Origin of the sequence: Flavobacterium sharifuzzamanii (assembly GCF_003254585.1) — a bacterium.
Classification (GTDB): domain Bacteria; phylum Bacteroidota; class Bacteroidia; order Flavobacteriales; family Flavobacteriaceae; genus Flavobacterium; species Flavobacterium sharifuzzamanii.
In genome coordinates this window covers 128424-149691 of the sequence record NZ_QJGZ01000032.1, presented here as the reverse complement: position 1 = coordinate 149691, position 21268 = coordinate 128424, and the positions used below count along the sequence as shown (strand labels likewise).

Genomic DNA, 21268 nt, shown 5'->3' with positions numbered 1-21268 from the left:
GGCGCAGCTGGACCTCAAGGAATTGCAGGCGCTGACGGAAAGGACGGAATTGATGGGAAAGACGGTTTGAACGGAATCGACGGTAAAGACGGCGCAGCTGGACCGCAAGGAATTGCAGGTGTTGACGGAAAAGACGGAATTGATGGGAAAGACGGTCTGAACGGAATCGACGGTAAAGATGGAGCAGCTGGACCTCAAGGAATTGCAGGCGCTGACGGAAAGGACGGAATTGATGGGAAAGACGGTTTGAACGGAATCGACGGTAAAGACGGCGCAGCTGGACCGCAAGGAATTGCAGGCGCTGACGGAAAAGACGGTCTTGATGGAAAAGACGGTCTGAACGGAATTGACGGTAAAGATGGCGCATCTGGACCGCAAGGCCCAAAGGGAGATTCTACTCCACAAACAATAACTAAAGGTGATTTAAAAGCCGGAAGTACATCAATTACAGTTACAGGAACTGGTAAAGTATTAGATGCAGATATTACTGTTGATGTTGTAAAAAAAGATCTTACTACTAAAACACCAGACAATGGCGGAAAAGTATTAAAAGTTGTTTCTGGAACTGGAGCCACACTTGTAGACACACAAGTAAACATGGTTCCTGCAGTAAACACACCAGCAATACTGACTACAAACAAATCAGGAATAATTGAATGGTCTGATATGCCTTGGTTATTAGATGGGAACGATGCTCTAAACGGACTTGATGCAATAAAAACATTAGGCACAAAAACTAATTTTGACCTTCCGTTTATTACAAACAACACCGAAAAAATGAGATTAACCACTATTGGAAGACTGGGTCTTGGAACTATTGCACCTAAAGCAAATTTAGATATTTACGCGACACCTTTAAACAATAATGGAGCCTATCAGCAATTTATAACAACTAGTACTGCGTCAGCATCTGATAATATTGGTACATTGTATCTTAATAGTAAAGGGGCATGGACTGGATATCTTGGAACAACAGCAAACTTTCCTTCAAAAGGAGGTCTAGGTCTTATTGCAGGTCAAGGAGACAAAGAAATTATGTTTTTTACAGAAAAAGCAATTAGCACAGGAGATGCCGCTGATCCCGGAAATGCAAACAATGCATTACGTATGATCGTTAAATCAAATGGTAACGTTGGTATTAACACCGCTACTCCATCTGCTCTATTGCATTTGCTTAAAGACAAATCAGATCCCGATAACAAAAGTATTCTGCGTATTACATCTTATGATGATAGATCAACGGTAGTGGCCCCTACTATTATTTTAGACAGACAAAGAGGTAGCTTAGGAAGTGCACAAAATTTACAAACTAGCGATTTATTGGGTTCAATAAGTATGAGAGGAAATGTCGGTACGAATGCAGCAGCCCCACTTTCAGCAATTACCGGTTATTATGTTGGCAACGGAACCAATGTATTAAGCGATATCAGATTTAATTTATCTGGAGTTGCCGATCAAATAATTTTTAGTCCAAATGGCAGCATTATTCCAACAGGAGCAGCAGCTCAAACTTTAGGTTCAGCAACTAATCTATGGGGAGTTGTATATGCGATCAACGGTACAATCCAAACCTCAGATATTCGTTTGAAGACAAATATCACACCACTTAAATACGGTTTAGCAGATGTTCTTAAAATCAATCCTATTTCGTATAACTGGAAAGAAGATAATACTGGTAAAGTAAAAATAGGAGTGTCAGCACAACAAGTACAAACGATTTTACCAGAAGTGGTAAATGTTGGTGATGACGCCAATAAAACACTTGGAGTTAATTATTCTGAAATGGTTCCTGTATTAATTAATGCCATTAAAGAACAGCAAGCTCAAATAGAAGAGTTAAAAGCTTTGGTAAAACAATTAACTGATAAAAAATAATCGCCATTCTTTTAAAAGAAATAATTAAAACAAAAAATCCGATTGCATTATGTAATCGGATTTTTTTATGATCTGTTTTCCTCATATCCAAAAAGAACTTTTTACATCAATTTTCACAATATGTCTTAATCTGTTATTTAAAAACCCGTTTAAGGCAATAAGCAACTAAATCTCCAACTGACCTTTGCAAAAAAAATATTTCAACAATTTCTTTATGATTATGAAAAACAAGATATTTACCTTATTTCTTATTTCAACAAGCTTCGCTACATATTCTCAAGTAGGTATTGGAACAAAAACTCCAAACAATGCCACTCAACTAGAGATTACTGCCGACAACAGAGGAATCTTAATTCCTAGAGTTTCTTTACAAAGCTCTACAGATGATGTTACGATTACCAATGGAAACGTTAACAGCTTATTAGTTTTCAATACCTCAACTATTGCAGACATTACTCCTGGATATTATTATTGGTACATTGACAAATGGAAAAAAATTGCTTCTTCAGATGAAATTGGAAAAATTATTGCAGGGAAAAATGTTACGATTGACGGAACAGGAACAGAAGAGGACCCATACATAATAAATTCACCCGTTGAGACTGCAGATGAAACTCCAAGTGATGCCATTATCTCATCAGCTACAACTGTGGCAGTTCCTTCTACAAATGTACAAGGGGCAATAAGTGATTTGGCCACAGAATTAAAAATGAAATGGGATATTAAAGGAAATTCTGGAACCGTTGCTGGAATCAACTTTGTTGGAACTACCGATGATATAGATTTAATTTTTAAAAGAAATAACTTTATTAGTGGCGTCCTTGCACAAGACAATACCTCTTTTGGTTATAGGGCTATGCCTGCTGTAAATGCTTCTGCTGGAGGTACAAATAATGTCGCTTTAGGCACTGATGCAATGTTTAAAAATATAACTGGGAGCAACAATATTGCAATGGGATATCAATCTCTTTATTCAAATACAAGCGGAAACAATAATACTTCTTTAGGAAAACAAGCGCTCATGGTTAACAATGCAAATGAAAATGTAGCTGTGGGATTTAGATCTCTTTTTACAAATACTACAGGTGGCAGTAATACCGCTGTTGGAAAAGAATCTCTTTTTGTAAATAACGCTGGAAATAATAATACAGCTATAGGAAAATCTGCTTTATACAAAAATATCTCAGGAAACAATAATACTGCCAGTGGTGTCGAGGCTCTTTACAACAATTTAGACTCCAATAATGTTGCATTAGGATTTAGTGCTATGAAAGGTGTTGTTAATGGAACAAACAATATTGGTATCGGTTACCAGGCAGGAACAACTCATGCAAATATGGACGAATCAATAGTAATAGGAGCAAATGCCAAAGCATCGGCAAATGGCGAAAGAAATCAAATTGTAATTGGTTATAATGCTGTTGGGAAGGGATCAAATACCGTACAAATTGGAAATGCAAACATGACTAGTATAGGCGGTCAGGTTGCATGGTCAAATCCATCAGATATTCGTCTAAAAAAAGATATTGTAAGCAGTACTCATGGTTTAGACTTTATCAGCAAATTACGTCCTGTTACCTATTACATGAAAACAGGAACACAAGATTTACAATCTGGTTTTATTGCTCAAGAAGTAGAAGCTGCAGCAAACAAAATCAACTATCAGTTTAGCGGTATTGTAAAACCAGCAAATGATAATGAGTTTTATAGTTTGCGCTATTCAGAATTTGTAGTTCCTCTAGTAAAAGCAGTACAGGAACAACAAGAATTAATTGAAAAACAAAACAATAAAATTTCAGATCTTGAAACGCGTTTATTATTACTTGAAAAAGCAATAAATAAGTAATCACAAGATTACAATATAAAATCTATTAAAAATCCCGATTGCAATGTAATCGGGATTTTTTGCTCTCTTTGAAAGAAGCTTTATTCTGAAAAAACATTCTCCGTACAAATCAAAACGAATGATGTATGATTAAATAAGAAGATTTAAACATTCATTATATGATTAATAAGGAGTGCTCAAAAAACAAAAAAAAGCCCCAATCGAAAGATTGAGGCTTTTTGTATTGAGTTGAAAAAAATTATTTTTTCTTTCCTTTTGCAGGAGCTTTTGCAGCTTTTGCAGCCTCTTGAGCAGCTTTCATAGCAGCACGAGAGATTCTTACTTGACAAACAACAGTGTTGTCTGGGTGCATAATTTTGTACTCTGGTTTTCCAACTTTAGTAACATATAATTTGTTACCCATTTCAAGTGGAGTGATGTCAGCTTCAACAAAATCAGGAAGATTTGCTGGTAAAGCTTTAACTTTTAATTTACGTTGGTTCAAACGTAAAACACCTCCCGCAAGAACACCTTTAGATGTACCAACGATTTTCACAGGAACTTCCATTGTGATTTCTTTATCATCAAATAATTGGAAGAAGTCAATGTGTAAAATTTTGTCAGATACTGGGTGAACTTGGATATCTTGCAAAATTGCATTGAATGATTTTCCTTTTCCAAGTTCGATCACAACTGTGTGAGCGTTTGGAGTGTAAACCAAGTTTTTGAATGCAGTTACGTCTGCTGAGAAGTGTACTGCTTGGTTTCCTCCGTATAAAACGCAAGGTACCTGTCCAGCATTACGTAAGGCTTTAGTTGACACTTTGCCCACGCTTTCTCTTTCTGATCCTTTAATTGTAATCGATTTCATTGTAAAAAAATATAGTTATTAAATAAATATTCTTGTTTGCTGTAAGCTTTAAGCAATAGGCTTTAGGCTTTTTTTTATGCAAAGTGAATAAGCCTACAGCTTACTACTTTTACATAATGAATTTTCCACTGATGGAATTGTTGTGGTGAACCATTTGCATAACCTCAGCAAATAAAGGCGCGCAGCTTACCACTTTTATTTTCTTTGATTCTCTCTTTAACGGAATAGAATCAGTTACGATTAATTCTGTTAGTTTCGAGTTTTCAATTTTCTCGTATGCTCCGCCAGATAAAATAGCGTGCGTACAAATTGCTCTTACGCTTAGCGCTCCTTTTTCGATCATAAGGTCTGCCGCTTTCGCTAAAGTTCCCCCTGTATCGATCATGTCGTCTACTAAGATTACGTTACGTCCTTTTACTTCACCAATTAGCTCCATAGTGTCGATAACGTTGGCTGCTTTTCTTTGTTTGTAACAGATTACTACGTCTGATTCTAAAAACTTAGAGTAAGCATATGCTCTTTTTGAACCTCCCATATCTGGAGATGCAATTGTTAGATTTTCTAATTTTAAACTTTCTACGTATGGTAAAAAGATTGTAGATGCAAATAAATGATCTACTGGTTTTTCAAAGAATCCTTGAATCTGGTCTGCGTGCAAATCCATTGTCATGATTCTTGTTGCTCCTGCAGCTGTTAGTAGGTTTGCTACTAATTTAGCTCCAATCGGAACTCTTGGTTTGTCTTTTCTATCTTGTCTTGCCCAACCAAAATAAGGCATAACAGCTGTAATATGTCTTGCTGACGCACGTTTTGCTGCATCAATCATTAACAACAATTCCATCAGATTATCTGCACTTGGAAAAGTTGAACATACGATAAATACTCGTAAACCTCTGATTGATTCTTCGTAAGACGGCTGAAATTCTCCGTCACTATACGTTGACATCGTTACTTTTCCTAACGGAATCCCGTAATCTTTTGCAATTTTTTCTGCAAGATAAACACTTTGTGAACAAGCAAAAATTTTAGCTTCTGGTTCTAGGTGCGACATTGTAATTTGTTGTTTTATTCCGTTACTTTTAAAAAATTCAACTTTATATTTCAATAAAGCAGAATGCATATAAATGTCTCGGATGTAGTTAGTTGTGTGTGCTTCGTTTTAACGAGCTGCAAATTTATAAAATTTATTGAACACTGAAAGCAAAAATTTAAGTATTTTTAGTAGTTCGTTTAAAATTATTTTTTACATTTGCACCGTGTTAAAGGAATGACGCCATTTATGACTTCATTCTATTGCGTTAAAATAACTGATTTATCATTTATTTTTTCGTCTGCTACGCCCGGATGGCGGAATTGGTAGACGCGCTGGTCTCAAACACCTGTGGGAAACCGTGCCGGTTCGACTCCGGCTCCGGGTACATAAAAACCTCTTCATCAATGAAGAGGTTTTTTTTATGCTTTTTTAAAGCATATAAGTTATATAACTGTGCTTTTTAATTTCTATTCCGTTATAAATTCAATTTCAGAATTAAATAATTTCGCAAAATTAAACATTGAATCGAACTGATCTTTAGCAATAGAACCTTTCATTCCACTATTTTGTATTTTTGTATATTCTTCCTCGACATTTGCAAATTGAACATTAATACGTGATTTTGCCATGCCGGTTAATACAATTAAACTATCTTTTGAAATCAATTTCAAATAATAAGTACTTGTTTTTCCATCAGTTACTTTTGGACTTGTTTCCAAAGTTAAATAATCAGAATCTTTCTTTTCAATTGAAAAATCATTATCTATTATAATCTGTCCTGCCAATTTAAAATTAACATCCTTGTTATTATTATTTTTAATTAAAATTTTCCATGTCCTTTTAGGTGGTTTTTCAATTGAACTATTTTGGCCAATTGCTATAACTGAAATGAATAGAAATAAACTAAAAAAGACTTTTTTCATTTGGTTTAAATTTAAGACACAATGTTCAAATGTAGCATTTTATCAATAAACAGAAATATGGTTTTCCGTAACATCAATTTACCCTATTAAACAGGTGAGGAAAACGTTTTTTAGTCTCCTCTACAACTTCATCGTGAAACAGCACTTTCCCTTTTTCAATATTATCCAAAGCTTCATCAATAGCTTTCTTTTGAAAATCATTTAGTAAAGATTTATCATCTTTATTCTTATCTGTTGTATTTTCTATCTTCATAAATCTCTATTAATTAAATAACCTCACAACTCGCCTCATGAAAAATTGAAAAATTGCACGAATTAGCAATAAAACACAATTGATTTGCTTTATGATGCAAGTCTAAAGCCAATTCTCTTTTATCGGAATTTGAAATTTTTACTTTCGGATATAATCTTGCTTCAACAAAACGACCGCTTCCATCTGGATTTACTTCTAATGTTGCTTCTGCATTATCTGAATATTCGAGAACTTCAATTCCATTTTGAGCACACACATATAAATACGACATCATGTGGCAGGAAACTAAACTGCTCAACAATAAATCTTCAGGATTATATAATGCTGGATCACCTTTGAAAGCTTTTGCTGCCGATATATCTAAAACTGGTTTTCGTTCAATTTTAATCTGATGGCTTTTACTATAGAATCTTTTGGAAGAATCTGCTGGGTTTTGTTTGGAAGTCCAATTTACTTCTGCTTTGAATAGGTGTTTGAAAGTCATTTTTTTGTTTTTTTAGCCACGAATTACATGAAGTTGAAATTCATGGCTAAAATAATACAATTCTAATGATCTAATTTTATTTACCCCATTTAGTAAAATCTGAATCTGGTCTTTTAAAAGGTTCTGATAAAAACTTATTTGCTATTGCATTAAATACTTCCGGACTTGAAGCCGGCGCAAAATGAGTTTCTCCAGGCATAATGCATAACTGTGCTTTTGGTATATTTTCGAAAATTTCAACCGTATGCTCATTTCTGATTACGTCTCTATCTCCTGCTACTACAAGCACTTTTGCTTTAATTTTTGATAAATCTTTTGCTACAATATTAGGCTGATCTGCTAAAAGTCCAGAAATTTGTTTCAATAGATTCCAGTTCTCGCTAGTGTCTTTTTCTTTAATTTTTGTACTAAACAGTTTTCTCTCGTTCTGAAGACCTTTTACCGCCCATGAATAAATAGCAGTAGAATCAGGTCGTAAATTGGCACCCATCGCTACAATTTTTTTTATTTTTGACTTCCCTGAAATACCCATTTGCAATCCAACAATCCCTCCATCACTCCATCCGATAATACTTATTGAATCCAGTTTTAAGTGATTAACTAATGCTTCAGTATCTTTTGTCATTTGGACAAATGTTAAAGAATCAGTTTTCAACTCTGATTTGCCATGTCCTCTACTATCGGCAGCAATGACTCTGTATTTATTTTTAAAATAATCAATCTGATTTCCCATTGTCTCAATACTTCCACTATTTCCATGAATCAATAACAAAGGTTCGCCTTTTCCGTATTCTTCATAGTAGATTTTAGCACCATTGAGTTCAACAAATTTTCCGACAGCGGAATTTTTACCATAAGGCGTATCAAATTTAAAATTCATCTGAACCTGAGCGTTTGCTATTACACATACAGAATAGGTCAATACGAGCATTAGTAATTTAATCGGTTTCTTCATAAGTAAGTTTTTTTTTAGGATAGTTATTTCTCAAATGTAAGAAAGATTCGAATAAATCAATAAAATACTTGTTGAAAGAAATGCGTTTTCATATTTACAAACAAAAAAACCTCGAAAGCATAAACTTTCGAGGTTTTTAGAAAATTACTAAATTAATAAACAGATTCTAAAACTATTTTTTTACTGAAAACTTAAAAGTAGTTTTCGTTTTATAATTTTCTCCTGGGTTTAAAACCGTTGTTGGGAAATTTTTCTGGTTTGGAGAATCTGGATAATGTTCAGTTTCTAAACAAAGTCCTGTTCTGTGTGCAAAAGTTCCTCCGTTTGGCATTGGCAAAGTTCCATCAAGGAAATTTCCAGAATAGAACTGAATTCCAGGTTCGTCTGTTGTCATTTCCATAACTCTTCCGCTTGCTGCGTGATATACTTTTGCAATGATTGTTTTTCCTTTTTCAGGATTATTCAACACCCAGCAGTGATCGTAGCCTTTTCCTTTTTCTAACTGATCATTTTTAGCATTGATATCTTTTCCAATTAATTTTGGAGTTCTGAAATCGAAAGGTGTATTGGCAACATCTTCTAATTTTCCTGTTGGAATTAAATCCGCATCAACTGGAACTAATTTATCAGCATTTAAAGTCAATTCATGATCTAAGATTGTTTTGGTAAAATCTCCTGATAAATTGAAATAAGAATGCTGTGTTAAGTTAACAACCGTTTTTTTGTCTGTTGTTGCTTCATACAAAACTTCTAATTGATTGTCATTTGTTAAAGTATAAGTCACAAAAACCTTCAAGGTTCCAGGATAACCTTCTTCCATATCTTTACTTATATAAGATAATTTTAGAGAAGCGTTTTCGCCAGATTTAACCTCATCTGCTTTCCAAACCACATTAAAAAATCCTTGCGGACCACCGTGTAAAGCATTTGGTGCATTGTTAATCGCTAATTGATAATCTTTTCCATCTAAAGAAAATTTACCTTTAGCAATTCGGTTTCCGTATCTTCCGATTAAAGCTCCGAAGAAAGGATTCTCTTTTTCATATTGTGCCAAAGAATTAAAACCGATAACTACATTTTCTGAAACGCCTTCTTTATTTGGCACTTTCAAATCTGTAATTCTTCCACCAAAAGTGATGATGTCAACTTCCATCCCGTTTTGGTTTTTCAGTTTATAGCTCTCTACTTTTTCTCCCTTAGCAGTAGTTCCGTATTCTGATTTGTCAATTGTAACTAAATCTTTTCCTTCAATTGCAACTTTTTCTGTATCAGCTTTTTTATCGTTTTTACATTGAACTAAAACTATAGCAATACCGAGCATGCTTAATATAAAAAGTGAGCGTTTTAATACATTCATGAATAATAGTTTTTTGGGGTTTGTGAAATGTTAATAATCTTTTGAGCTTATTATTTGAACGCGGATAAAACAGATTCGCTTTCGCGAAGACACGGATTTACAGTGATTTTTTTTACTATAAAATCCATTTTATCTCCGTTGCAATTTGCTCAACAAGTTTAAAAGTAACAAAAACTTAGAATCTTAGCAACTTAGAACCTCAGTACCTTAAATTAAAGTCCGTGTTGAAACAAATGGAAATAAGCTTCGTTGGCATTGATTTTATCTTTGAATTCTCTTACTGTTGTTTTTTCGTCAATAACCAATAACTCAATTCCGGCAATATCAGCGAAATCTTCCATGTATTCTGTTGTAATTGACTGGCTGTAAACTGTATGGTGCGCTCCACCAGCCAAGATCCAAGCGGTTGCTGCAACTTCTAAATTTGGTTTGCAATCCCAAAGAACACGTGCAACCGGAAGTTTTGGCAATTCAGCCATTGGTTTAACTGCTTCCACCTCGTTTACAATTAAACGGAAACGTGTTCCTATATCAACCAAAGAAACATTGATTGCGTCTCCTGCAGGAGAATTGAATACCAAACGAGCTGGATCTTCTTTCCCTCCAATTCCTAATGGATGTACTTCACAAGAAGGTTTTCCATCAGCAATAGAAGGACAGATTTCCAACATGTGAGAACCTAACACGTATGATTTTTGAGGTGTGAAGTGGTATGTATAATCTTCCATGAAAGAAGTTCCGCCTTCAAGACCAATACACATTACTTTTAAAGCTCTAACCATTGCAGCGGTTTTCCAGTCACCTTCTCCACCAAAACCATAACCATCGGCCATTAATCTTTGTGTTGCGATTCCTGGTAATTGTTTCCAAACACCAAGGTTTTCAAACGTATCTGTAAAAGCTCCAAAACCTCCTTCTTCAAGGAAAGCTCTTAATCCTAATTCGATTTTTGCTGCTTCAACTAATGAACTTCTTTGTGCTCCACCTTCTTTTAAAGAATCAGTTAAGTTGTATGATTGCTCGTAAACTGCTAATAAATCGTTTAATTGTTTGTCGGTTACTTTCTCGATATGTTTCGTAACGTCTGAAGAATCATATCCATTTACAGACATTCCGAAACGAATTTGAGCTTCTACTTTGTCTCCTTCTGTAACGGCAACTTCACGCATATTATCTCCAATACGAGCTACTTTTAGGTTTTGAAGTTCGTCCCATCCAAGAACGACTCTTGACCAGATTCCTAATTGTTTTTGAACTCTTTGATCTTCCCAGTGTCCAACCACAACTTTACGTTTTTTACGTAATCTAGACATAATGAAACCAAATTCACGATCTCCGTGAGCCGATTGGTTCAAGTTCATGAAATCCATATCGATAGAACCCCACGGAATTTCAGCGTTATATTGTGTATGTAAATGGCATAATGGCTTTTTAAGGATATTTAATCCGCCAATCCACATTTTTGCTGGAGAGAAAGTATGCATCCAAGCAATAATTCCGATACAGTTTTTCTCAGAATTCGCTGCCAAGCACACATCTAAAATTTGTGAAGGAGATTTCACCACATCTTTGTAAACCACTTTTACTGGAATTGAAGACGAAGCATCTAACCCTTTTGCAATAATCTGTGAATGTTCTGCTACTTTTCTAAGTGTTTCTTCACCATATAATTCCTGGCTTCCTACTACAAACCATACTTCTTTTTGAGAAATGTCAATCATTTTGTTATTTTTTGTTTCAAGTTTCAGGTTTCAAGTTGTTGGAATCTGAAAACTCGAATTGTTATTATTTTTGTTTTAAATTTTATTTGTTTCAAGTTTCAAGTTCAACGTTTCAAAAACTTGAAACAAAATAAATCTGAAACCTGAAACAAAAACTATTGTCCGTAATACGAATCTTTTCCGTGTTTACGGTTGTAATGTTTCTTTATTAATGAATCTTTTAATCTTGGTGCGTTCGGATTTATTTGTAAAGTTAAGTATGCCATTTCTGCCACAACTTCTAAGACTTTACTGTTGTAAACCGCTTTTGCAGCATTTTTTCCCCATGCAAACGGACCGTGATTTCCAATTAAAATCATTTCTACTTCTTCGTATGAAAGATTTTTTTCTTTGAAACAATCCAAAATCTGAATTCCAGTATTGTGTTCGTAGTTTCCTTCAATTAAAGAATCTGCCATTGGCGGAGCACACGGAATATCAGCTGTTAAGTGATCCGCATGTGTCGTTCCGAAGATTGGAATATCCAATTGAGATTGTGCCCAAGCCACAGAATAGGTCGCGTGCGTATGTGCAACACCTCCAATATTTGGCCAGTGTTTGTATAAATAAGCATGCGTTTTTGTATCAGATGACGGACGCATTGTACCTTCGATAACATTATTATCAAAATCAACAATAACAATATCTTCAGGTTTTAAATCTTCATAAGGAACACCGCTTGGCTTAATGGCAAAAACACCATTTTTTCTGTCCACGGCACTTACGTTTCCGAAAGTGTATACCACCAAATTCAATGCATTTAACTGCATATTGGCTTCGTAACATTCTTGTTTTAAATCTTTATACTGAGAACTCATTTTGAGAAATTTTAATAGTTGGATCTGCAAAAGCACTTAATTGTTCGTAAGCAATAAGTAGTTTATTATAAGCCGCTACTTTATCTAATTGAGGGAAATATTCTCCGTCAAAATCACTTCCAATTTTTTGGCTCGCTTCAATTACATTTGGATAAATTCCTGCCGCAACCGCTGCATAAATTGCCGCACCTAAAGCCGGAGTTTGGTCTGAAGCTGCGATTTTAATTGGCTTGTTTAAAACGTTAGCCAAAGTCTGCATAATAAAAGGAGATTTTCTTGCAACGCCACCAATTCCGATTACGCTGTCGATTTTTACACCTTCTTCCTCAAAACGGTCTACAATTTTCTTCGCTCCAAAACAGATTGCGTTTACTAAAGCTTTGAAAATATGTGGCGCTTTTGTTCCTAAAGAAAGATTAGAAATGGCGCTTTTTACTTCCTGATTGGCATCTGGAGTTCTACGTCCGTTAATCCAATCTAAAGCAATCGGAAGACTTTCTGAAACTGGAATTTTCTCTGCCTCTTTAGTTAATTCCACAATTAATTTATCGCTGAATTCTTCTCTTAACTGCTCTTTTTGAGTTTCATTTAAAAGTGACGTAGCTCCTAATAAATGTTCTGTTGGCCACATTAATAATTCTTTGTACCAAGCCAATAAATCGCCAAAAGCAGATTGTCCTGCTTCTAAACCTATAAATCCTGGAATTACAGAACCATCAACTTGTCCGCAGATTCCGCGAACCGTTTTTGTTCCCACTTCATCATAAGAACCAACCAGGATATCACAAGTTGAAGTTCCCATAACACGAACCAAAGTATTCTCTTCGATTTTAGCACCAACTGCTCCAGAATGTGCATCAAAAGTTCCAACAGCCACAACTGTTTCTGTAGAAAGTCCTAAACGCTTTGCCCATTCTTTGCTTAATTTTCCAGCAACTAAATCTGACGTATAGGTTTCATCATATAAATTGCCACGTAAAGTCGCTAAATATGGATGTAATTTTTCTAAGAATTCAACTGGTGGCAATCCGTTCCAGTCTGTGTGCCACATGGCTTTGTGACCTGCTGCGCAACGGCTTCTTTTGAAAGTTTTTAAATCTTTATCTTCGATTAATAAATAGGTCATCAAATCGCAATGTTCCATCCAAGTGTGGGCTGCATTTCGAACTGCTTCATCTTGTCTTGCGATATGAAGAATTTTTGCCCAAAACCATTCAGAAGAATAAATTCCTCCAACGTATTTTGTTACGTCTTCTCCTCCCCAGCTTACTGCCAATTCGTTGATTTCGTTTGCTTCATTGATTGAAGTGTGATCTTTCCATAAAACCATCATCGCATTCGGGTTTTCTTCAAAACCTTTTGTCAATGCTAATGGCGTTCCATCTTTTGTAACTGGAACTGGAGACGATCCTGTTGTATCGATACAAATTCCTTTTACTAATGAAGGATCAACTTTACTTTCTTTAACTACATTTTGAATTGTAATTTCCAATCCTTCGATATGATCCAAAGGATGCTGACGAAATTGGTTTATAGAGGCATCACAATACTGTTTGTTTTTCCATCTTTTGTAATGAGAAACATTCGATGCCAACTCTTGTCCATTTTCAGCGTCAATCAGCACCGCACGAACAGAATCTGTTCCGTAGTCCAATCCTATTACATAATTTTTCATTCTATTTTATTTTTAAAATATTGACAAATATAGAGATAAATATTTTATAAGTGTACAAAAAACACTTAATTGAAATTGCATAATTAATTTTTGCTATAAATGCATTAAAACAGCATTTTAGCACCTTTTCAAAAAATAAATGTTAACAATACATTTATAACATTGCGATTATTTCATCTAAAATCCATAAAGTCGCATCTTCATGAAAAATTTTTAATGTATTTAAATGTTATTTTCCTTCTAAAACCAATACGGAAAATGGCGGAATTGTAATTTCTAACTTTCCTTTTTTGTTTTCAAAACCTTTAAAAGCAACTGGAACAATTTTATTTGGATTTTCGAAAGAGTTATAATCCTGAAGTTTTGAAGCCGTAATTATACTTGCTGTATAGTTTTTAGCGCCAAGCGAAGCCACATCAATTTCGACTTTATTTTTATTTACGGCATCAACATTCACTAATGAAATATGAACCAATCCGCTTGCATCTTTTGAAACCGAAGCCGAAACTGCTGGAATACTTTGTCCGTTAAAAGAATAAGAAGGTGATGTAAATTCGATCGGAATCAATTTAGCATCTTGATGTACGCTATACATTTTCATGACATGATAGGTCGGAGTCGTGATCATTTTTGCTTTGTCCGTTAAGATTACAGCTTGAAGCACATTAACGCATTGCGCCAGATTTGCCATTTTAACTCGGTCTGCATGATTATTGAAAATATTTAAAGTTGCCCCAGCCAAAACCGCATCTCTCATGGTATTCTGCTGATATAAAAATCCAGGATTTGTTCCTTTCTGAACTTCATACCAGCCTCCCCATTCGTCTACAATCATGGCCACCTTTTTTTCTGGATCATATTTATCCATAACAGCAGCATGTTTTGTCACTAATTCTTCCATTTTTAAAGCAGACTGCATGGTTAAGAAATACTCTTTCTCGGTAAAATCAACATCAGAGCCTTTTTTATCCCAATTGATTACGGCATAATGATGAACACCAACACCGCCAAGCATACTTAACGGAATGTTTTTCATTAAAACTTCTGTCCAATTGTAATCAGAGCTGTTTGCTCCAGACGCAATTCTTGTAATTCCACCTATATTTCCCCAATCAGACATAAAAGTGGCAAACTTTTTATATTCGTTCGCATAATAATCTGCGGTCATATTTCCTCCGCAGCCCCAAGCTTCATTTCCAATTCCCCAGTATTTTACTTTCCACGGCTCAGTTCTACCGTTTTTCTTTCGCATATCACTCATCGGACTTTTGCCTCCAAAATTGGTATACTGCACCCAGTCTGCCAATTCCTGAACTGTTCCGCTACCGACATTTCCAGACAAATACGGTTCTGCGCCAAGCAATTCGCACATATTTAAAAAATCGTGCGTTCCGAAACTGTTGTCTTCTGTTACTCCGCCCCACCATTGGTTTACAATTGTCGGACGCTGTTCTTTCGGACCTATTCCGTCTTTCCAATGATATGTATCAGCAAAACATCCGCCTGGCCATCTTAAATTCGGAATTTTTAAATCTTTTAATGCTTTTACAATATCATTTCGAACTCCGTTGGTATTTGGAATTTTAGAAGTATCTCCAACAAAAAATCCACCGTAAATACAATGTCCTAAATGTTCTGCAAAATGACCATAAATATGCTTGCTAATAATAGGCGAATCATTATTGTTTTTTATCGAAATTGTAGTAATCTGAGAAAATGCGTGCTGATAAAACAGTGCCATCGCCAAAAGGAAAAGTGGTTTTTTCATAATGTGGTTTTAATAGTAAGTAAGGTTTTTTATAAGTCGATTTGAATATTTTTAAGTTTAAAAAAAGATTCAAACAGCATTTAAGTGTGTTTTAAACATTTGTAAATATAGTTAAAAAATTAACTAATAGTCAATTTAACCATATTAAAAAACATATTTCTGAACAATTCCTTTAAAATAATCAGAAAGCAATATTTAGAAAATCTCTTATAATAAAAAACTTTGCATTAAATTTGGTCACTTCTAAGCCGACCAAAATTTTATCCGCGATCCCCATAATTACAAACTAAAAAACACTTATTTCATAACAAACCATAATTAAGTGTAAATCTTACATTAATAATTATGAAACCTTTTAGGAAGTTTATATATTTACCCATCCAAATTAATTATATATGCTAAACAGTTATAGCTCTGCTGATAAAGTTTTACTAGCGGTGGACTGCATCATTTTCGGATTTGACAATGACGGTCTGAAGATTCTTTTGATTCAAAGAGATTTTGAACCAGAAAAAGGAAAATGGTCTTTGATCGGAGGATTTCTAAAACGCGATGAAGTTTTAGACGCGGCCGCAACCCGAATATTAAATACGTATACTGGTCTTAACGATATTTACATGGAGCAGTTACATGCTTATAGTGAAATCGATCGTGACCCAGTAGAAAGAACCATTTCGGTTTCTTATTTTGCTTTGATTAATATCGAGAATCACAATGCTGAATTGATTAAAAATTATCACGCAGAATGGTTCCCAATAAATGACGCGCCAAACTTAATTTTTGACCATAACGAAATGGTTGAAAATGCCATAAAGAGGCTTCGTTACAAAACTTCTGTAAAACCAATTGGTTTTGAATTGCTTCCTGAGAAATTCACTATGCGTCAGCTTTTAGAATTGTATGAAGCTATTTTGAGCAAAGAATTGGACAAACGAAATTTCATCAGCAAAATTAATTCGCTTGAAATTTTAAATAAATTAGACGAAAAAGACATGCAATCTTCTCGAAAAGGTTCTTACTTATATACTTTTAATAAAGAGAAATACGAAGAGAAACTGCAAAACAACTTTGCACTCAATTTATAAGAATCTCCTATTATAGAGAATTCCTTACTATAAGAGCAGATTTGTTTTCGATCTGCTCTTTTATTCCCTGCAGAACCATATCGGCCAGAATTTTTCCCATCAATTCAAAATTGGTTGAAATCGTCGTAATTCCGTTTGCGGCAATTTTCTTCAATGGCGTTTCATTGTACGATATAATGCCAAAATCTTCCCCTAATTTTAAGTTTCTGCTCATTGCGTTTTCTATCACCAAAAGCAAATCACGATCGTGAGGAATAATATATAAATCTCCTAAAGCAATAGATTGATTGCTGAAATCTGAGATAACCTCATAATCAAAACTATAGGCTTGGCAGAACGATTCAAAACCCAGTTTCATTCCTGGAGGCTCTCTAAAGCCGGGAAAAATTAAAATCAGTTTTTTATATTTTGATAATCTCGATTTGCCTTTCATCAAACCTTCGTAAATATCTTTCTGATGGTTTTGGTAAATCGCTGGAAACATTTTTAGCTCAGGATTTGTCTGATCCAGTATAATTACATCACTTACTGGTAGGGTTTTTATCGAGTCTGTAATATCGCTCAAGTTCGTTGGCATAATAATATAGCTTGTATAGTTTCCATTACTGTCATTTATGAGTTTTTTGAAAACTTGAACATTAAAATGATGAAAGAAAATATCAACCTGAACATTTTTTCCGATGTTTTTTAAAAACGAATTATAAATGTCTTCTTTGAAAATATTCAACTCGTCAAAAAGCAGGAAAATCTTCTGAGTGATAGTGATTTCAACGCTTTTAACGTAATATCCCTTGCCAGGAATGGCATAAATAATTCCTCTTTTCTTCAATTCATCATACGCCAATAAGACTGTATCTCGAGATAAAGAAAAAGCCAGACAAACTTTATTGACAGACGGAAGCCGATCACCTTTAATTAAATTTCCTTCTTCAATAGCCTTTTCGATTGAAAGAATTATCTGCCTATATTTTGGCAGACCAATATTATTTTGAATTGAAATCATGCTTACGATAAAGTCATTTTGACTATTATAATTAAAAACTGGTAGGTACTGGTATGCAAATATAGAAAATGTTTCTATTTTTGGATTTCATTTTTGCTAAAAATTATATGGAAATAAAACACATATCGCATTTAAAAGAGACTCATAATTGCAAATCATTTGGTTTAATGCCTAATAAGGAAGAAATTTATTCTTTTGATTTGGTTAACAATAACGGAATGAAAGTTCAGATTATCAATTATGGTGCAACAGTTACTTCCATCCAAATTCCGATCAATGGAAAACTTACAGATATTGTTTTAGGCTTTGATAATTTAGAAGCATATTTAGAATCTTATAATTTGCCAAGTGCACCGTATTTTGGAACAACGGTTGGCCGTTACGCAGGCAGAATTCACAATGCAACTTTTAGTCTTAACGATAAAAAGTTTCAGCTTGGCGGAAACAATAACGGCAATACGCTTCACGGTGGAGAAATGGGATTTGGAAGAAAAGCTTGGAGTGTAATAAACGCAACTTCAGGCGAAAATCCGTCAATTACTTTTGGGCTTTTGAGTGCGCATTTAGACGAAAATTTCCCTGGTGAAATGACTGTTTATTTAACCTATACTCTAACAGAAGAAAATGAATTAAAATTAGAATATAAAGCAACCTCAACTGAAGATACCATTATCAATTTGACGCATCATAGTTATTTTAACCTTGATGGTCACGACGGAAATGTTTTGGAACAGCAGATGTTTATCAAATCATCCAAAATGCTGGAAACAGATTCTGATAATATTCCAACAGGAAATTATACCGATTTAAACGATCATGATTTTGATTTTAGAGCTCCTAAAAACTGTCCCTTTCCAATTGACAATTCTTTTGTGGTAAATTCTAAAACTGAAATTGTAGCACAGTTAATCAGTTTAAAAAATAAACTGAGAATGAATGTTTATACCGATCAGCCAAGTGTACATATATATGTAGGTGGAAATTGTTTTGGAAAGTTAAAAGGAAAAGAAAATGTCGATTATAACGCTCAAAGCGGAATTTGTTTTGAAACGCAAAATTTTCCAGATGCCCCAAATCAGGCCCATTTTCCTAATGCTATTTTGAAAAAAGGAGAAGAATACACACAGAAAACACTTTACAAATTTGAAACCATAAGCTAACTATTTATACAATACCCCAATTATAACAACTATAATGAATGATATTTTAATACAGAATACTGTTGCTTTTTTTGAGAAATCTTTCGGGTCTTCTCCTCAGAAAACAGTACTTTCTCCAGGCAGAATCAACATCATTGGAGAGCATATTGACTACAATGACGGTTATGTTTTACCTGCTGCAATTGACAAAGTGATTTGCTTTGCTTTTGCAAAAAATAACACTACTACTTCCAAAATAATAGCTATCGATTTGAATGAAGAATTTGAAATCGATTTGACTCAGGAAGTAAAACTGAGCGATGTGGTTTGGACCAATTATATTCGAGGCGTAATTAAACAATTACAAGACAACGGATTTTCTTTTGAAGGTTTTAATTGTGTTTTCAGCAGTAATATTCCGGTTGGTTCTGGATTATCTTCTTCTGCAGCTTTGGAATGCGGAATGATTTTCGGAATCAAATCGCTGTTTGATTTAAAAATTGAGAAAAAAGACATTTCATTATTAGGACAAAAAGCAGAACATTGGGTTGGCATCAACTGTGGAATTATGGATCAGTTTTCTAGTGTTCACGGTCTTGAAAACAAAGTAATTCAACTGGATTGTAATACTTTAGATTTCGAATATCACAATGCCGATTTCAAAGACTATTCACTGATTTTATTTGATTCTAATGTAAAACATTCTCTTTTTACATCAGAATACAACACTAGAAGAATTGAATGTGAAGAAGGTTTATCAATCATAAAAAGTCATTTTCCAGAAGTAAAAACTTTTAGAAACGCTAATGAAGAACAGGTTTTGAGCCTTAAAGATAAAATGACTGACAAAGTTTTCAGCAGAGTTCATTTTGTGGTAAAAGAAATCAACCGCGTTATCAAAGCTTGCAAAGCTTTAGACCAAGGAAATATTGAGCAGTTAGGAGAATTACTTTTTGAAACGCATTATGGTTTATCACAAGAATACGAAGTAAGCTGCGAAGAATTAGACATGCTTGTTGATACAGCAAAAGAAGACGATGCCATTATTGGTTCTCGACTTATGGGGGGCGGTTTTGGCGGCTGTACCATTAATTTAGTTAAAAAAGGACATGAAAATGAGGTTAAGCGTAAATTTTCGAAGCTTTATTTAGATACATTTGGAATTGAATTAAAATTCTATGATGTAAAAATCTCAAACGGAACAACGCTACTTTAAAACCACAACACTGTACAATGAAAAATTTTGACATTAACGAAGATCCGCACAGACGTTTCAATCCATTAATTAACGAATGGGTATTAGTTTCGCCTCATCGTGCAAAACGCCCTTGGCAGGGACAAAATGAAACTATTTCAACCGAAGAACTTCCTAAATATGACCCAACTTGTTATTTGTGTCCAGGAAATGTTCGCGCCAACGGAATGAATAATCCGCAATACGAAAACAGTTTTGTTTTTGAAAATGATTTTGCTGCTATGAAACAGGACGAAATCATTTTTGAAGATGATATTAAACATACCTTTTTTAAGGCAAAACCAGAACAGGGAATTTCGAGAGTGGTTTGCTTTTCGCCAAGACACGATCTGACTCTTCCAGAAATGGAAATTGCCGATATTGAAAACATCATCAAAACTTGGCAAAAAGAATATACCGATTTAGGAAACATAAAATACATTAACCACGTTCAGATTTTTGAAAACAAAGGAAGTGTAATGGGCTGTAGCAATCCGCACCCGCACGGACAAATCTGGGCGCAGTCTTCATTACCGACTCAGGTTGAGAAAACCCAAAACAGCCTAAAATCATATTACGATAAAAATGACAGAACATTATTAGAAGATTATGTAAAAGCTGAATTGAAAGCCGGAGAAAGAATCGTAATCGAAAATGATCATTTTGTGGCATTAGTTCCGTTCTGGGCAATCTGGCCATACGAAACGATGATTGTAAGCAAAAGAGCTGTAAACAAAATCACCGATTTTACTGCTGAAGAAAGTAACGCTTTCGCGAAAATCTTAAAACAGTTAACCACGAAGTACGACAATTTATTTAATACTTCATTCCCATATTCTTCAGGAATTCACCAATCTCCAACAGATGGTTTATTGCATCCAGAATGGCATTTTCACATGCACTTCTATCCGCCGTTGTTAAGATCAGCAACTGTAAAGAAGTTTATGGTTGGATACGAAATGTTGGGCGAATCGCAACGTGACATTACACCTGAAAAAAGTGCCGAAATTTTAAGACAGCTTTCAGATGTACATTATAAAAGTCTGGTAAAAGTATAAGCGTTTATTCTTGTAATAAATTCAAAAAACAAAAATTTAACACAATTTCTATATAATAAATGTAAAAAACACATTTACTGGTGGCTGATTTCTAAATTTTTATTTTACATTTGGCTTCTGCTTTTATTTTCGCAAAAAAATAACAGAAATAA

The 21268-nt window shown here is 34.5% G+C and carries 18 protein-coding genes and 1 tRNA gene; 7 read left to right on the top strand and 12 right to left on the bottom strand.

What is annotated here, in order from left to right:
- Both DMA14_RS03235 and DMA14_RS03230 read left to right on the top strand, forming a co-directional pair.
- Positions 1 to 1875, top strand: a 1875-nt coding sequence (locus DMA14_RS03235; RefSeq protein WP_203418243.1) for a tail fiber domain-containing protein, incomplete at its 5' end; no start/stop codon positions are given.
- 220 nt (positions 1876 to 2095) lie between these two features.
- Complete coding sequence (locus DMA14_RS03230; RefSeq protein ID WP_157957656.1) at positions 2096 to 3721, top strand: tail fiber domain-containing protein; 1626 nt, start codon at positions 2096 to 2098, stop codon at positions 3719 to 3721.
- A gap of 238 nt (positions 3722 to 3959) precedes the next feature.
- Here the strand turns inward: DMA14_RS03230 and DMA14_RS03225 are convergent, their stop codons facing one another.
- Both DMA14_RS03225 and DMA14_RS03220 read right to left on the bottom strand, forming a co-directional pair.
- Positions 3960 to 4571 carry a 50S ribosomal protein L25/general stress protein Ctc gene (locus DMA14_RS03225; RefSeq protein WP_111368498.1) on the bottom strand — a complete coding sequence of 204 codons (612 nt, stop codon included), beginning with the start codon at positions 4569 to 4571 and terminating at the stop codon, positions 3960 to 3962.
- Positions 4572 to 4680: 109 nt separating this feature from the next.
- Positions 4681 to 5622: a ribose-phosphate pyrophosphokinase gene (locus DMA14_RS03220; protein WP_111368496.1), complete on the bottom strand. Its 942-nt coding sequence runs from the start codon at positions 5620 to 5622 to the stop codon at positions 4681 to 4683.
- Between the two features lie 287 nt (positions 5623 to 5909).
- Here DMA14_RS03220 and DMA14_RS03215 point away from each other — a divergent pair.
- A tRNA-Leu gene (locus DMA14_RS03215) sits at positions 5910 to 5989 on the top strand.
- Positions 5990 to 6071: 82 nt separating this feature from the next.
- On the opposite strand, the gene DMA14_RS03210 is transcribed toward DMA14_RS03215, so the two are convergent.
- From DMA14_RS03210 to DMA14_RS03170, 9 genes are all read right to left on the bottom strand, one after another.
- Positions 6072 to 6527 carry a hypothetical protein gene (locus DMA14_RS03210; protein ID WP_111423084.1) on the bottom strand — a complete coding sequence of 152 codons (456 nt, stop codon included), beginning with the start codon at positions 6525 to 6527 and terminating at the stop codon, positions 6072 to 6074.
- Positions 6528 to 6600: 73 nt separating this feature from the next.
- A complete protein-coding gene (locus DMA14_RS03205; RefSeq protein ID WP_111423082.1) occupies positions 6601 to 6780 on the bottom strand; it encodes a hypothetical protein in 180 nt (59 codons plus the stop codon).
- 13 nt (positions 6781 to 6793) lie between these two features.
- A complete protein-coding gene (locus DMA14_RS03200; protein ID WP_111423080.1) occupies positions 6794 to 7264 on the bottom strand; it encodes an OsmC family protein in 471 nt (156 codons plus the stop codon).
- Positions 7265 to 7340: 76 nt separating this feature from the next.
- On the bottom strand, positions 7341 to 8219 hold the full coding sequence (locus DMA14_RS03195) for an alpha/beta fold hydrolase (protein ID WP_111423079.1): 879 nt from the start codon (positions 8217 to 8219) through the stop codon (positions 7341 to 7343).
- Positions 8220 to 8391: 172 nt separating this feature from the next.
- Entirely contained in the window at positions 8392 to 9576 is a 1185-nt protein-coding gene (locus DMA14_RS03190) for an aldose epimerase family protein (RefSeq protein WP_111423077.1), read from the bottom strand.
- 212 nt (positions 9577 to 9788) lie between these two features.
- Positions 9789 to 11297: an L-arabinose isomerase gene (gene araA / locus DMA14_RS03185; RefSeq protein WP_111423076.1), complete on the bottom strand. Its 1509-nt coding sequence runs from the start codon at positions 11295 to 11297 to the stop codon at positions 9789 to 9791.
- Between the two features lie 155 nt (positions 11298 to 11452).
- The gene (locus DMA14_RS03180; protein WP_111423074.1) at positions 11453 to 12154 is read right to left on the bottom strand and encodes an L-ribulose-5-phosphate 4-epimerase; all 702 of its coding nucleotides are present in this window, start codon (positions 12152 to 12154) and stop codon (positions 11453 to 11455) included.
- Complete coding sequence (locus tag DMA14_RS03175) at positions 12138 to 13829, bottom strand: ribulokinase (RefSeq protein ID WP_111423072.1); 1692 nt, start codon at positions 13827 to 13829, stop codon at positions 12138 to 12140. The genes DMA14_RS03180 and DMA14_RS03175 overlap by 17 nt, the downstream gene beginning before the upstream one ends.
- A 229-nt stretch (positions 13830 to 14058) precedes the next feature.
- Positions 14059 to 15597 (bottom strand): alpha-N-arabinofuranosidase, encoded by a 1539-nt coding sequence (locus tag DMA14_RS03170; RefSeq protein WP_111423070.1) that lies wholly within the window; start codon positions 15595 to 15597, stop codon positions 14059 to 14061.
- Between the two features lie 395 nt (positions 15598 to 15992).
- Between DMA14_RS03170 and DMA14_RS03165 the strand changes: the two genes are divergently transcribed.
- The gene (locus DMA14_RS03165; protein WP_111423069.1) at positions 15993 to 16682 is read left to right on the top strand and encodes an NUDIX hydrolase; all 690 of its coding nucleotides are present in this window, start codon (positions 15993 to 15995) and stop codon (positions 16680 to 16682) included.
- A gap of 10 nt (positions 16683 to 16692) precedes the next feature.
- Here DMA14_RS03165 and DMA14_RS03160 read toward each other — a convergent pair whose 3' ends face one another.
- Positions 16693 to 17685, bottom strand: a complete 993-nt coding sequence (locus DMA14_RS03160) for a GntR family transcriptional regulator (RefSeq protein WP_111423067.1) — start codon at positions 17683 to 17685, stop codon at positions 16693 to 16695.
- A 107-nt stretch (positions 17686 to 17792) separates the two neighbouring features.
- Between DMA14_RS03160 and DMA14_RS03155 the strand changes: the two genes are divergently transcribed.
- From DMA14_RS03155 to DMA14_RS03145, 3 genes are read left to right on the top strand one after another with little or no spacing between them, the layout of a single operon-like run.
- Positions 17793 to 18845: an aldose epimerase family protein gene (locus DMA14_RS03155; RefSeq protein ID WP_111423066.1), complete on the top strand. Its 1053-nt coding sequence runs from the start codon at positions 17793 to 17795 to the stop codon at positions 18843 to 18845.
- Positions 18846 to 18879: 34 nt separating this feature from the next.
- A complete protein-coding gene (gene galK, locus DMA14_RS03150; RefSeq protein ID WP_111423064.1) occupies positions 18880 to 20040 on the top strand; it encodes a galactokinase in 1161 nt (386 codons plus the stop codon).
- A 17-nt stretch (positions 20041 to 20057) separates the two neighbouring features.
- A complete protein-coding gene (locus DMA14_RS03145; RefSeq protein ID WP_111423063.1) occupies positions 20058 to 21116 on the top strand; it encodes a UDP-glucose--hexose-1-phosphate uridylyltransferase in 1059 nt (352 codons plus the stop codon).
- Positions 21117 to 21268 lie beyond the last annotated feature (152 nt).